Origin of the sequence: Pseudomonas sp. Irchel s3f10 (assembly GCF_900187515.1) — a bacterium.
Classification (GTDB): domain Bacteria; phylum Pseudomonadota; class Gammaproteobacteria; order Pseudomonadales; family Pseudomonadaceae; genus Aquipseudomonas; species Aquipseudomonas tensinigenes.
Map to the genome: position 1 here is coordinate 237,745 of NZ_FYDZ01000005.1, position 12,232 is coordinate 249,976.

Sequence of the window (12,232 nt, forward strand, 5' to 3'; positions counted from 1 at the left end):
CAGAAGATCGCCGTGGTCTGTCGACACTGACTACTCAGAAACAAGGAAGTCCATCATGGCTCAAGCCAAATCGAAAACCAGCAGCGCCTTCGACGAAATCGATACCTTCAGCCACCTGTATGACCGTGGCGTCGGGCTGGTCAACGGCAAACCCTCATTCACTGCCGACCAGGCTGCGGATGAAATCCTGCGTAAAGGTCTGTCGTGGGGCGACAAGAACGCTGACGGCAAGATCGACCTCAGTTACACCTTCCTGACCGAGGAACCGGCGAACTACAACGTCAAACTGGGTAACTTCAGCGAGTTCAGCGTCCAGCAAAAGGCCCAGGCGGTGCTGGCCATGCAATCCTGGGCCGACGTCGCCAACGTTACCTTCACTGAAGGCAAGGGCGGCGATGGCCACATGACCTTCGGTAACTACGATGTCAGCACCGGTGGCGCAGCGTTCGCTTACCTGCCGAGCGGCGGCAGCTATGACGGGCAGTCGTGGTACTTGATCAACGATCAGTATCAGGTCAACAAAACCCCGGACACCAACAACTACGGGCGCCAGACCCTGACCCACGAGATTGGCCATACCTTGGGCCTGTCACACCCGGGCGCGTACAACGCCGGTAATGGCAACCCGACCTATAACGACGCCAAGTACGCCGAAGACACTCGCGGCTACAGCCTGATGAGCTACTGGAGCGAAGCCAACACCGACCAGAACTTCAGCAAGGCCGGCAGCGGTGCGTACGCTTCGGCGCCGTTGCTGGACGATATCGTCGCGGTGCAGAAACTGTATGGTGCCAACTACGCGACCCGCGCCGACGACACCACCTACGGTTTCAACTCCAACGCCGAGCGCGATTTCTACAGCGCCACTTCGGCCTCCTCCAAAGTGGTTTTCTCGGTGTGGGATGGCGGCGGTAATGACACGCTGGATTTCTCCGGTTTCAGCCAGAACCAGAAGATCAACCTCAATGAAGGCTCGTTCTCCGATGTTGGCGGCCTGGTCGGTAACGTTTCCATTGCTCACGGCGTGACAGTGGAAAATGCCCTCGCCGGTTCAGGCAATGACCTGCTGATCGGCAACGCCGTTGCCAACGAACTGGTTGGCGGTGCCGGTAATGACATCCTTTACGGTGGTGGCGGTGGCGATACCTTGTGGGGCGGTGCAGGTGCAGACACCTTCGTATTCGGTGCTGCCAGCGACTCGACCATGACCGCGCCGGACTGGATCATGGATTTCACCAGCGGGCTGGACAAGATCGACCTGTCGGGGATCGCCGGTTTCGCCACGGGCGCGGCGTCGCTGAACTTTGTCAGCGGTTTTACTGGGCATGCGGGCGATGCGATTCTGACCTACTTCGCGCAGACCAATCAGACCAGCCTGATGGTTGATCTGACGGGGCAGGGTTCGGTGGACTTTGCCGTGGGTGTGGTGGGGCAGGCGGTGGCGACTGATATTGTTGCGTGATGCCTTAAGAGCGGCCCTCACCCTAACCCTCTCCCAGAGGTAGAGGGGACCGATTGGGGGATATTGGCGAAATTCACCGACTTGAACGATTGGCTTTGAATCCATAATCGACTCGATTTTTCAGGTCGATGGATTTCGCCAGACAACTCGGTCAGTTCCCTCTCCCTCGGGGAGAGGGCTAGGGTGAGGGGCTTTTGATGTTAAAGGGCCGTTCAGCTGTAAATCCACCCCAACCATAACCAATGGGCTATACCTGAACCGGTCTCTTCGCCGTATCCAGGAGAACCCCCCATGAAAACCTCCGGCCCCAGTCCCGTCATCACCCTCGAACAACTTCCCGGCTGCCTGATAGTTAAATTCCACGGCATCCAGGTCGCCGCGTCCTCCCACGTACTGATCCTCAACGAGGCCAACTACCCGCCGGTCTATTACGTCCCCCGCGAAGACATCGACGAAAAGTATTTCGCCCGCACCGACCACACCAGTTATTGCCCGTACAAGGGCGACGCCAACTACTTCAGCCTGCAAGTGCCTGGTCATGAGGGGGCGAACGCGGTGTGGACTTATGAGAAACCGAAAATATCGGTCGGGCCGATAAAGGACTACGTGGCGTTTTATCCGGATCAGGTGAAGTTCGAAGTGATCAAGGCTGATGCCTGAGCAAAAAAAGGCGAGGGTAAATGCCCTCGCCGATATTTGGCTGGTTGAGTTTCAGTTCTTGTCGAGATCGATATTCTTCGTCTCACGCAAACAGATCATCCCCACCACCAGGCTCACCCCGGTAATCAACACCGGATACCACAGCCCGTAAAAGATGTCCCCGGTGTACACCACCAGCGCAAACGACACCGTCGGCAGGAACCCGCCAAACCAGCCGTTGCCGATGTGGTACGGCAGCGACATCGAGGTGTAGCGAATGCGCGTCGGGAACAGTTCGACCATCAGCGCCGCCAGCGGGCCGTAGCACATCGCCGAGATGATGATCAGCGCCACGATCAGGGCGACGATCATCGGTTTGTTGATTTGCTGCAGATCGGCCTGTTGCGGGTAGCCGGCCAGGGTGATCGCACCGCGGAGTGAAGCCTCATCGAAGCCGTCGAGTTTGACGTCGCCGACGCTCACTTGCACGGCGCTGCCAGCAGGCGCAGCGGCGCTGGAGTAGGGCAGGCCTTGCTTGACCAGGAAGGTTTTGACCTTGTCGCACGGGCTGTCGAATTTGGCTTTGCCCACCGGGTCGAACTGGAAGGTGCAGGTCGCCGGATCCGCCAGCACGGTGATCGGCGCCTGACGGCTGGCCTGATCGATCGCCGGGTTGGCGTAATGCGCGAGGGATTTGAAGATCGGGAAGTACAGCGCCGTGGCCAGCAGCAAGCCCAGCATCAGCACCGGTTTACGCCCGACCTTGTCTGACAGCCAGCCGAAAAAGATGAAGAACGGTGCGCCGATGACCACGCTGATGATCAACAAAGTGTTGGCCACCGCCGGGTCCATTTTCAGGAACTGGGTGAGGAAGAACAGCACGTAGAACTGCGCCGCGTAGAAGGTCACCGCTTGGCCGGCGTTGATGCTGAACAGGGCGATCAGCACGACTTTGAGATTTTCCCATTTGCCGAAGGATTCGCGGATCGGCGCCTTCGAGGTTTTGCCTTCCTCTTTCATTTTCAGGTACGCCGGCGACTCGTGCAGGCTCAGGCGAATCCAGGTGGAAATGCCCAGCAGCACGATCGACAGCAGGAACGGAATACGCCAGCCCCACACCTCAAACTGATCGCCGGTGAAGTAGCGGCAACCGAGCACCACCAGCAGCGACAGCAACAGGCCGAGAGTGGCGGTGGACTGAATCCAGCTGGTGTGGAAACCGCGTTTGCCAATCGGCGCGTGCTCCGCCACGTAGGTGGCTGCGCCGCCGTATTCACCGCCGAGCGCCAGGCCCTGCAGCATGCGCAGCACCACCAGAATGATCGGCGCGGCGATGCCGATGCTGGCGTAGGTCGGCAGCAGACCGACGCAGAACGTCGCCACGCCCATCAGGATGATCGTCGCGAGAAAGGTGTATTTGCGCCCGATCATGTCCCCCAACCGACCGAACACCAGCGCCCCGAACGGCCGCACGATAAAGCCTGCGGCGAAGGCCATCAGCGCAAAGATGAACGCCGTGGTGTCGTTGACCCCGGCGAAAAACTGCTTGCTGATCACCGCCGCGAGCGCGCCGTAGAGGAAGAAGTCATACCACTCGAACACCGTTCCCAGTGAGGAAGCGAAGATGACTTTGCGTGTATCCGGGCTGGTCTCGGCGCTGCGCACGGCGTCCAGCGGCTGAACGTGTTCTGACATATCGGTATCCCTCACAGTGATTGTTTTTGTTGTTCCACTGGTGCTCGATGTCCATGAATCAAACGCATATCCCCTGTAGGAGTGAGCCTGCTCGCGATGGCGGTGTATCAGCCAACGCAGATGTTGAATGTTATTCCGTCATCGCGAGCAGGCTCACTCCTACAGGTTCGGTGTTTACAGCTTTGGAATTGAGAATGAGTTGAGCAGCCTTTTCGGCAATCATCAGCGTAGGCGAACAGGTGTTGCCCGAGGTGATCCGCGGCATGATCGACGCATCGGCAATGCGCAACCCGGGCACGCCGTGTACACGCAGTTGTGCATCGACCACCGCATCGCCGTCATTGCCCATGCGGCAGGTACCGACCGGGTGGAAAATCGTCGTGCCGATCTTCGCTGCCGCTTGCTGCAACTCTTCATCACTTTGCAGGCTGGCGCCGGGCAGGTATTCCACCGGTTTGAACGCACGCAGGGCAGGCGCGCTGACAATGCGTCGGGTCAGGCGAATCGCATCCGCTGCCACGCGCAGATCTTCAGGATGACTGAGATAGTTGGGCTGAATCAGCGGCGCCTCCTGCGGATCCGCCGAGCGAATGTCGATGCGTCCACGACTCTGCGGACGCAGGTCGCACACCGAAGCGGTAAACGCCGGAAAGCTGTGCAACGGTTCGCCAAAGCGCTCCAGCGACAGTGGCTGCACGTGATATTCAAGATTCGCCGAGGTCTGCTCCGGCCCCGAACGCGCAAACGCGCCCAACTGACTCGGCGCCATCGACAGCGGCCCGCTACGGTCATACAGATAACGCAGACCCATGCCCATCTTGCCCCACACGCTGCCAGCGATCTGGTTCAGCGTGCGCGCGTTTTCCAGTTTGTAGATCAGGCGCAATTGCAGGTGATCCTGCAGGTTGCCGCCGACGTCCGGCAGCTCATGAATCACGCCGATGCCGAGGCGTTCTAGCAGCGGTCGCGGGCCAATCCCGGAGCGCTGCAAAATGCTTGGTGATCCGACCGCGCCGGCACACAGGACGATCTCCTTGCGCGCCTTGAATTGCTTGGTCTGACCTTCGTGACGCGCGCTGACTTTTGAAGCGCGACCGCCCTCCAGCAACACCCGATCCACCTCAACCCCGGTCAGCACCGTCAGATTCGCCCGGTCACGCACCGGTTTCAAAAACGCCTTCGCCGCGTTCCAGCGCACGCCGGATTTCTGATTGACCTGAAAGTAGCCGCAACCTTCGTTGTCGCCCTGATTGAAGTCGTCGATGCTGGCGATGCCACTTTGCTCGGCGGCACTGCGAAACGCATCCAGAATCGGCCACGACAGGCGCTGCTGTTCAACCCGCCACTCACCCTTGGCGCCGTGAAATTCAGCCGCGCCGGCAAAGTGGTTTTCGCTCTGTTTGAACAGCGGCAACACGTCATTCCAAGCCCAGCCCGGATTGCCCTCGGCCGCCCAGCCATCGTAATCGTTGGCCTGGCCGCGCATGTAGATCATGCCGTTGATGGACGAACAACCGCCCAGCACTTTGCCGCGCGGATAGCTCAGCGCGCGGCCGTTGAGGCCCGGTTGTTCTTCAGTCTTGAAGCACCAGTCGGTGCGCGGGTTACCGATGCAGAACAGGTAACCGACAGGAATGTGAATCCACGCATAGTTGTCGCGCCCGCCGGCTTCGAGCAACAGCACGCGCTGCTGCGGATCTGCGGACAGTCGATTGGCCAACAAACACCCGGCAGGGCCGGCGCCGACCACGATGTAGTCGTATTCATCGAGGGAAGTCTGCATTCCCTGACCTCGCTTTTTGTTTTTATTGTCGGACACTCTAGTTGTTAGCTTTCGTTAAAAGAATGTTAGTTTTTGCGCAGCCGCTGTGCGTTTTCAAACAGCCTGCATAGACCATAGCCGACAAGGACACGCCATGTTCGACTGGAACGACCTGCGGTTTTTTCTCGAACTGCAACGCAGCGGCCGCCTGCTCACCGCTGCCCGCCGCCTCAACACCACCCACGCCACCGTCGCCCGCCATATCGAAGCCATCGAAAAAAGCCTCGGCACCGCGCTGTTCGTCCAGCACGCGCAAGGTTACGAAATGACCCCGGCGGGGGAGGCGCTGCTTAAACACGCTGAGGCGATGGAAAACGTTGCGTTGCTGGCGCAGGAGGAAATCACCCAATCCACTGCGCCGTTGGGCAAGATTCGTGTTGGCGTCACCGAAGGGCTAGGCATCAAGTTTCTCGCCAGCCGCATGATCGGCTTGTTCGAGCGCTATCCGGGATTGGAAGTGGAACTGGTCGCGGTGCCGCGCTTTGTCAGCATTCTCAACCGCGAGGCGGAAATCAGCATTCATCTGGAGCGCCCGGCGGCGGACATGCTGGTGACGCGCAAACTCACCGACTATCGACTCGCGTTGTACGCCAGCCAACGCTATCTCGATAAGGCGCCGCCACTGCAAAGCCGCGAAGACCTCGGGCGGCATGCGTGGATCGGTTATGTCGATGATTTGCTGTTCAGCCAGGAACTGATGTTTCTCAACAGCTTCTGCCGCAGCCCTCGGGTTGTGTTCCATAGCACCAGCGTTATTGCTCAGCAGGAAGCGGCGCGGTCGGGATTGGGTATTGCAGTGCTGCCTTGCTACATGGCCGAGTCGGATCCCGATCTGGTGCCGTTGCTGCCGGATGAAAGCATCGAGCGCAGCTACTGGATCAGCACGCGGCGGGAGTTGCACAAGTCGGTGCGGCTGCGGGTGGTCTGGGATTATGTGGTGGGGTTATGTGAAGCGGAGCAGGGGTTGTTGCTGGGCAGATCGCAGGTTGGCATCCGTTAATCCTTCTGGCTGTGCTGCTGTTGGCGCCGCTTTTGCTTGAATAGCTTCAAAGCCTTTGGCAATGGAGAGCAGCAATGAGGGAATGGCTTAGCGTTCGCGACATCAATGCGGACACCTTGAAGGCCATCAGTGACGGCGTCTTACGGCATGGCCGAGCCTTGTCTGAGGCGCGCGGCGGGCAAGCTGAAGCCATCGCCTGTGCACTGATGGAGGAGGGAACACTGATCGGCGGCGCTACCGGCAGAACCGAATTCCGGCGCCTGTTTGTCAATTACCTGTGGATCGACGCGCAATGGCGCGGAACCGGGCTGGGTACTCAGGCGTTGCACAAGCTTGAGGCGTTAGCGGTTGAAAGGGCGTGCGTGGATGCGTTGATCGAAACGCTGGATGACGACGTCGCCCGTTGGTACACCCGCTGCGGCTACCGATTGATCGCGCACGTGCCTGAATACTGCGGCCCGTGGAGTCGTCATACGCTGTTGAAAACCCTTGGTGCAACCCAAGGAAATGCCGCCGATGACCAATAGCGATCTGGGCAGTACACCCAAAACCGGCAGGCTTCATCACGTTGAAATCAATGTCTCATCGCTGGAAGTCTCGCTGCGTTTTTGGCAGCCGTTGCTCTTGATGCTGGGTTATGCGCAGCATCAAAACTGGCCCGCCGGGTGCAGCTTTATTCTCAACGGCACCTACCTGGTGTTCGTTCAGGCAAGCGATCTGCAACAGGGCTTTAACCGCCGGGGCGTGGGCTTGAATCATCTGGCGTTCCAGGCGGGTTCACAGGCGCAAGTGTATGAAATGGCGGATTGGCTGCGAACGTCCGGTTTTCGTCTTCTCTACGAGAGCGCCTATCCGTACGCCGGCGGCCCGGAGCACTACGCCCTCTACTGTGAGGATCCGGGCAAGATCAAAGTAGAGATCGTCGCGCCGGTGGACACGCACCTGTAGTCCCGTTTGCAGGGCTGGCAGGAATGACGTTGCTTGCGGCATTGAAGACTGTGCCTTCTACAGCGCTTTGGCAAAAAGGAAATTCTTGGGGTTGATTAATATATGGATATCCGTATATTCGAATTTCCATATGTACAGAACCCGTCCCATGATCACTCCCACCGAAGTCTTCAAGAGCCTCGCTGACGAAACCCGCGTCCGCGCCATGCTGCTCATTTCCGATCAAGGTGAACTCTGCGTCTGCGAGCTGATGTGTGCGCTCGACGACAGCCAACCGAAAATCAGCCGCCACCTCGCGCAACTGCGCAGCAATGGCTTGCTGCTCGATCGCCGTCAGGGCCAGTGGGTCTATTACCGGCTCAATCCGGAGCTGCCGGCGTGGGTGCGCGAGATTCTGCAAGTGACGTCCAAAGCCAACGCCGATTGGCTCAAGGACAACGCCGCCCGCCTGCAGAACATGGACGGGCGTCCTGTCCGTGAAACCGCCTGCTGCTGAGGAAGCAAGAAAACCATGCGAATTCTGTTTATGTGCACGGCCAACAGCTGCCGCAGCATCCTGTCCGAAGCCATGTTCAATCATCTGGCGCGCCCCGGATTCGAGGCCGTGAGCTCCGGAAGTTTCCCCAGGGGCCAAGTGTTGCCGCGCAGCCTGTCGACGCTGCAACAGGCCGGCATTGCCATCGATGGCTTGTACAGCAAAGGCAATGACGCGTTCGAAGACAATCCGCCAGACATTGTCATCACCGTCTGCGACAAGGCCGCCGGTGAGAGCTGCCCGGTGTACTTCGGCCCCGCACTCAAAGCCCATTGGGGCCTGGCAGATCCCTCGGATGTGCTCGGTGACGATGCCGCCGTGGACGCGGCATTTGCTGCCACGCTGGCGATCATCGAGCGGCGCTGCGCGACCTTCCTCGGCCTGCCATTTAAAGCACTCAGCCGCGCTGAACTCCAGCGTGAGCTGGATCGTATCGGCTCTCTCTGAGCTGGAGGACACATGTCAGAACACCTGCCCCATCTTGATCATTCGCTGTTCGAAGGCTCTGCTTTGGATAAACACAAACCGCGCATCCTGCTGCTCTACGGCTCGACCCGCGAACGCTCGTTCAGCCGTTTGCTGGTAGAGGAGGCCGCGCGCCTGCTCGAACACTTCGGCGCCGAAACGCGCATCTTCAACCCTTCCGGTCTACCGCTGCCTGACGACGTTCCGGTCGACCATCCCAAGGTGCAGGAGCTGCGTGATCTGGTGCTGTGGTCGGAAGGGCAGGTCTGGTGCTCACCTGAACGTCATGGCGCGATGTCCGCCGTGTTCAAGGCGCAGATCGACTGGATCCCGCTGGAACTCGGCGCGGTACGCCCGACCCAGGGCAAAACCCTGGCCGTGATGCAGGTCTGCGGCGGTTCGCAGTCGTTCAACGTGGTCAACCAGTTGCGCGTGTTGGGCCGCTGGATGCGCATGTTCACCATCCCCAACCAATCCTCGGTGCCCAAGGCCTACATGGAGTTCGACGACACCGGGCGGATGAACGCGTCGCCGTTTTATGATCGTGTGGTCGATGTGATGGAAGAACTGGTGAAGTTCACCGTGCTGCTGCGCGATCAACAGGCGCATCTGGTCGATCGCTACTCCGAGCGCAAGGAAAGTGCCGAGCAACTGATGGCGCGGGTTAATCAGCGTTCGATCTGAGACTGTCCCTCGGCGAGGGACGGCAGACTCAACTCTGCGGCGGCTCGCGGGTGCTACGTTGCGAAGCGGGTTAGACATCGACAAGGTGGCGCGCAGGCCGCCCTCAGCGCTGTCGGCCAGGGTGATTCGACCGCCCAACTGCGTGGCGATGGTGTTGATGATCTTGGCTGACACACCGCCTTCGCGAGCAAGCTCGCTCCCACAGGTTTTTGTGGTGTTTTCAAGTAACCGACACTTCAGGTTTTGCGCCTGCCTGCCGATGAAATCTGCACGATTTCAACGGATGCCATTCATGAACAAGGTTGTTGCTGTACTGGCGCTTACTGCCCTCGTTGCAGGCTGCAAATCCCACCATCGCCCCAATTTTGCGGACGATGAATTCCCCAGCTTTCGTTGTGCGGCGTACTTCAAGCAAGCGTCGATCAGTGAGCAGCAGTTCGACGAAATCCGCTATCTCAGCACCCAGAACGCCAACTGCAAGGTGATCCTCGGTGAGATGTACGAGCAGGGACATGGCGTGCCGAAAAACATCGAGAAGGCCAAAGACATCTATCAGTCGGTGGCCCGACGTGCGCCGAATGTCTACAGCCGACTGGGCGATATGGCGGCAGACGGTGTCGGCGGGCCGGTCGATCTGGTGGCTGCCCGGGACTTTTATGAGCGCTCAATCGCGGAACCCGGCAATACCGCAATGGAGCTCAAAGTCGCCGAGTTTCTGGAGAACGGCAAAGGCGGCCCGCAAGACCTTCAGGGGGCGCTGAAGCTGTATTTCAAAGCCGACTCATGGGACAACCTTCAACGCCTGCGCAGCAAAGGCGTGGTGATGACGATCGAACAACAACAGCAGTACAACAAGGTTTATCTCAACCGGATGCAGTATGGCGTCAGGGCGAAGATTGACGGTATCGAGAAGGCTCTGGCGCGAGAAAAGCTGTCGACCCCCGAGCGCAAGTCGGTGCAGCTGGAACTGACTTACACCCCCGGCTCGTTGGTGCCAGCGATCGCCTTGCGGCAAAGTTGCGGTAACAGTGCCATCGACCAAAAAGTCATGCAGGGCTTTAGCGATTACCGATACCCCGGCGAACCGATCCTTTCGCCGCAGCAGAAAAACCACACGACTGTCGCCAGCGTCAGGACCGATGGGCTGACCGATAGAGAGCGACTCAGAGCGCTATCGAAAAAATAAGGGGTGCCGTGTGGCCCGAACTGATCGGCGGGCCACTTGCCGGAACAGCGTCTCGCGTCCACTCTATGACCTGCCGACAAGGAGCGTCCGCCGACCCTCCGTCGTGACCACAGGGAGCTTGCAGCATGAGCGAAGACAACAAGGTAAAAGGCCCGGCGTCATACTTTCCCTCCATCGAAAAAAAATACGGCCAGCCCATCGATCACTGGCTGAACCTGCTCGCCGGCATCACCGACAAGAAACACATGGAACTGGTGGCGTGGCTCAAGGAAGAACACGGCATGGGCCACGGCCATGCCAACGCCTTGGTTGCGCATCATCTGGCGGGTAAACAGTGAGGGCAGGGCAGCGATGAATTTCTCCCACCGGCCAGTGACGGCCGACGACGTCAACACCCTCTGCAGCTTTCCCCAAGGTGAACAAGAGCTGTTCTTCATGTTCCCGAAAGCCGACTTCCCGCTGACGGAAGAGCAGATGCACAGCGCAATCAGCCAACGCTTCGACTCCACGGCTTTTCTGGCCAACGGCGAGTTTGTTGGCTTCGCCAATTTCTACCGCGCTGAGCACGATGGCATCTGTTGCATCGGCAACGTCATCGTCGCGCCCTACGCCCGAGGCCAGGGTGTTGCGCGATACATCGTCGAAACCATGACCGCAGTGGGCTTCGAAAAATATCAGGCCAAGGAAGTGCAACTGTCCTGCTTCAACGAAAACACCGCAGGCCTGCTGCTCTACCCGAAACTTGGCTTCGTGCCGTACTCCATCGAAGAGCGCCCGGCGCCAAATGGTGGACGATCCGCCCTCATCAACATGACACGCCACCGACCCTAACCATCCCCCAATCCCTGTGGGAGCCGGGCTTGCCCGCGATGACAACAGCCCGGCCACCGCGGACCCCGAGCCCAACACAAAACCTGTGGGAGCGAGCCTGCTCGCGAAGACGCCAGCCCAGCCACAGCAAGTCTCGCGCCGACCACAAAACCCCTGTGGGAGCGAGCTTGCTCGCGAAGACGCCCACCCAGTCACCCCATCAACCACTGACCGAAATAAACAGTAAAAACCACCACTGTTTAAACGAAGCCTCAAGTAACCACCGAAACCCTACAACGCCTTGCGCCGTTACCTACGACTAAGCCAGAATCCGCCGGCTTGTGCGTCTAGGGCGCGGGTTCTATCGTCTGTCGGTCGCTGAAAAACAGTGATCGGGTTTGGTAGCCCGCCATAACTAGTCGCATCGCGAACCGTTCGCAGACCTCATCAGGTCTCTGCTAAATGGTGGCCATGCGCAGGACACCTTCGGGTGTGCCGGGTCCTAGTTACCGGTCTACCAACCCGCGTATGGCCGCCACCTTCGTTTGGTAGCGAATGTGAAGGCTCCTTTTTATTAACTAGGAGTTTCACCATGATCAAACCAACACCCAACCCACCAGAAACCGACCCCACATCCCCCTACGAATCCCCCGATTCCAAGCGATTCCACGAAGCCGCCGAACGCGCCCTCGACCACTACCTCAAACCCGCCAGCCAAATCATGGCCAGCACCCAACAGCCCGAACGCATGTACCTCGCCAACCCGAAGTACAACAGCGAATCCCTGCTCGCCAACGCCAGCGAAACCCTCGGCTCCGCCAGCGAAATGCTCCTCAACTTCGCCGCCATGCTCGACACCCCGCACCGCAAAACCGCACTGGGCATCGCCCAGGTCGTGATGCTCGGCGAAATCGCCGTAAACCAAGCGCTGGATAACGTCGAAATCGCCAGCTAACCCCCACCCCGACGAGGGGAAACCCTCGTCG

The 12,232-nt window shown here is 59.2% G+C and carries 14 protein-coding genes; 12 read left to right on the forward strand and 2 right to left on the reverse strand.

The window, feature by feature from the left end; genetic code table 11:
• The first annotated feature begins 55 nt into the window (after positions 1-55).
• Both CKW17_RS14110 and CKW17_RS14115 read left to right on the forward strand, forming a co-directional pair.
• Positions 56-1,462 (forward strand): serralysin family metalloprotease, encoded by a 1,407-nt coding sequence (locus tag CKW17_RS14110; RefSeq protein ID WP_095120294.1) that lies wholly within the window; start codon positions 56-58, stop codon positions 1,460-1,462.
• A gap of 291 nt (positions 1,463-1,753) precedes the next feature.
• Positions 1,754-2,122, forward strand: a complete 369-nt coding sequence (locus tag CKW17_RS14115) for a DUF427 domain-containing protein (RefSeq protein ID WP_095120295.1) — start codon at positions 1,754-1,756, stop codon at positions 2,120-2,122.
• A gap of 51 nt (positions 2,123-2,173) precedes the next feature.
• On the opposite strand, the gene CKW17_RS14120 is transcribed toward CKW17_RS14115, so the two are convergent.
• Positions 2,174-3,796, reverse strand: coding sequence for an MFS transporter (locus CKW17_RS14120; protein WP_095120296.1), 1,623 nt, complete (start codon positions 3,794-3,796; stop codon positions 2,174-2,176).
• A gap of 130 nt (positions 3,797-3,926) precedes the next feature.
• The gene (locus tag CKW17_RS14125) at positions 3,927-5,579 is read right to left on the reverse strand and encodes a GMC family oxidoreductase (RefSeq protein ID WP_095120297.1); all 1,653 of its coding nucleotides are present in this window, start codon (positions 5,577-5,579) and stop codon (positions 3,927-3,929) included.
• 133 nt (positions 5,580-5,712) lie between these two features.
• Between CKW17_RS14125 and CKW17_RS14130 the strand changes: the two genes are divergently transcribed.
• The 10 genes from CKW17_RS14130 to CKW17_RS14175 all read left to right on the forward strand — a co-directional run bounded on the left by CKW17_RS14130 (position 5,713) and on the right by CKW17_RS14175 (position 12,201).
• The gene (locus CKW17_RS14130) at positions 5,713-6,618 is read left to right on the forward strand and encodes a LysR family transcriptional regulator (RefSeq protein ID WP_095120298.1); all 906 of its coding nucleotides are present in this window, start codon (positions 5,713-5,715) and stop codon (positions 6,616-6,618) included.
• A gap of 74 nt (positions 6,619-6,692) precedes the next feature.
• Positions 6,693-7,145 carry a GNAT family N-acetyltransferase gene (locus tag CKW17_RS14135; protein WP_095120299.1) on the forward strand — a complete coding sequence of 151 codons (453 nt, stop codon included), beginning with the start codon at positions 6,693-6,695 and terminating at the stop codon, positions 7,143-7,145.
• Positions 7,135-7,566: a VOC family protein gene (locus tag CKW17_RS14140; protein WP_095120300.1), complete on the forward strand. Its 432-nt coding sequence runs from the start codon at positions 7,135-7,137 to the stop codon at positions 7,564-7,566. The genes CKW17_RS14135 and CKW17_RS14140 overlap by 11 nt, the downstream gene beginning before the upstream one ends.
• A 148-nt stretch (positions 7,567-7,714) precedes the next feature.
• Positions 7,715-8,062, forward strand: a complete 348-nt coding sequence (locus CKW17_RS14145; RefSeq protein ID WP_095120301.1) for a metalloregulator ArsR/SmtB family transcription factor — start codon at positions 7,715-7,717, stop codon at positions 8,060-8,062.
• Between the two features lie 15 nt (positions 8,063-8,077).
• Complete coding sequence (locus tag CKW17_RS14150; RefSeq protein ID WP_095120302.1) at positions 8,078-8,548, forward strand: arsenate reductase ArsC; 471 nt, start codon at positions 8,078-8,080, stop codon at positions 8,546-8,548.
• Positions 8,549-8,560: 12 nt separating this feature from the next.
• Positions 8,561-9,250 carry an arsenical resistance protein ArsH gene (gene arsH / locus CKW17_RS14155; RefSeq protein WP_095120303.1) on the forward strand — a complete coding sequence of 230 codons (690 nt, stop codon included), beginning with the start codon at positions 8,561-8,563 and terminating at the stop codon, positions 9,248-9,250.
• Between the two features lie 292 nt (positions 9,251-9,542).
• Positions 9,543-10,436 carry a tetratricopeptide repeat protein gene (locus tag CKW17_RS14160; protein ID WP_095120304.1) on the forward strand — a complete coding sequence of 298 codons (894 nt, stop codon included), beginning with the start codon at positions 9,543-9,545 and terminating at the stop codon, positions 10,434-10,436.
• A gap of 125 nt (positions 10,437-10,561) precedes the next feature.
• A complete protein-coding gene (locus tag CKW17_RS14165; RefSeq protein WP_095120305.1) occupies positions 10,562-10,774 on the forward strand; it encodes a DUF4287 domain-containing protein in 213 nt (70 codons plus the stop codon).
• Positions 10,775-10,787: 13 nt separating this feature from the next.
• On the forward strand, positions 10,788-11,267 hold the full coding sequence (locus CKW17_RS14170; protein ID WP_095120306.1) for a GNAT family N-acetyltransferase: 480 nt from the start codon (positions 10,788-10,790) through the stop codon (positions 11,265-11,267).
• A 571-nt stretch (positions 11,268-11,838) separates the two neighbouring features.
• The gene (locus CKW17_RS14175) at positions 11,839-12,201 is read left to right on the forward strand and encodes a DUF6124 family protein (RefSeq protein ID WP_016982978.1); all 363 of its coding nucleotides are present in this window, start codon (positions 11,839-11,841) and stop codon (positions 12,199-12,201) included.
• Positions 12,202-12,232 lie beyond the last annotated feature (31 nt).

Bases quoted from the DNA above. Each gene is read 5' to 3' on its own strand.
- CKW17_RS14130 (WP_095120298.1), top strand. From the start codon at position 5,713: ATGTTCGACTGGAACGACCTGCGGTTTTTTCTCGAACTGCAACGCAGC.
- CKW17_RS14170 (WP_095120306.1), top strand. From the start codon at position 10,788: ATGAATTTCTCCCACCGGCCAGTGACGGCCGACGACGTCAACACCCTC.
- CKW17_RS14115 (WP_095120295.1), top strand. From the start codon at position 1,754: ATGAAAACCTCCGGCCCCAGTCCCGTCATCACCCTCGAACAACTTCCC.
- CKW17_RS14140 (WP_095120300.1), top strand. From the start codon at position 7,135: ATGACCAATAGCGATCTGGGCAGTACACCCAAAACCGGCAGGCTTCAT.
- CKW17_RS14125 (WP_095120297.1), bottom strand. From the start codon at position 5,579: ATGCAGACTTCCCTCGATGAATACGACTACATCGTGGTCGGCGCCGGC.
- CKW17_RS14165 (WP_095120305.1), top strand. From the start codon at position 10,562: ATGAGCGAAGACAACAAGGTAAAAGGCCCGGCGTCATACTTTCCCTCC.
- CKW17_RS14150 (WP_095120302.1), top strand. From the start codon at position 8,078: ATGCGAATTCTGTTTATGTGCACGGCCAACAGCTGCCGCAGCATCCTG.
- CKW17_RS14145 (WP_095120301.1), top strand. From the start codon at position 7,715: ATGATCACTCCCACCGAAGTCTTCAAGAGCCTCGCTGACGAAACCCGC.
- CKW17_RS14135 (WP_095120299.1), top strand. From the start codon at position 6,693: ATGAGGGAATGGCTTAGCGTTCGCGACATCAATGCGGACACCTTGAAG.
- CKW17_RS14175 (WP_016982978.1), top strand. From the start codon at position 11,839: ATGATCAAACCAACACCCAACCCACCAGAAACCGACCCCACATCCCCC.
- CKW17_RS14110 (WP_095120294.1), top strand. From the start codon at position 56: ATGGCTCAAGCCAAATCGAAAACCAGCAGCGCCTTCGACGAAATCGAT.
- arsH (WP_095120303.1), top strand. From the start codon at position 8,561: ATGTCAGAACACCTGCCCCATCTTGATCATTCGCTGTTCGAAGGCTCT.
- CKW17_RS14160 (WP_095120304.1), top strand. From the start codon at position 9,543: ATGAACAAGGTTGTTGCTGTACTGGCGCTTACTGCCCTCGTTGCAGGC.
- CKW17_RS14120 (WP_095120296.1), bottom strand. From the start codon at position 3,796: ATGTCAGAACACGTTCAGCCGCTGGACGCCGTGCGCAGCGCCGAGACC.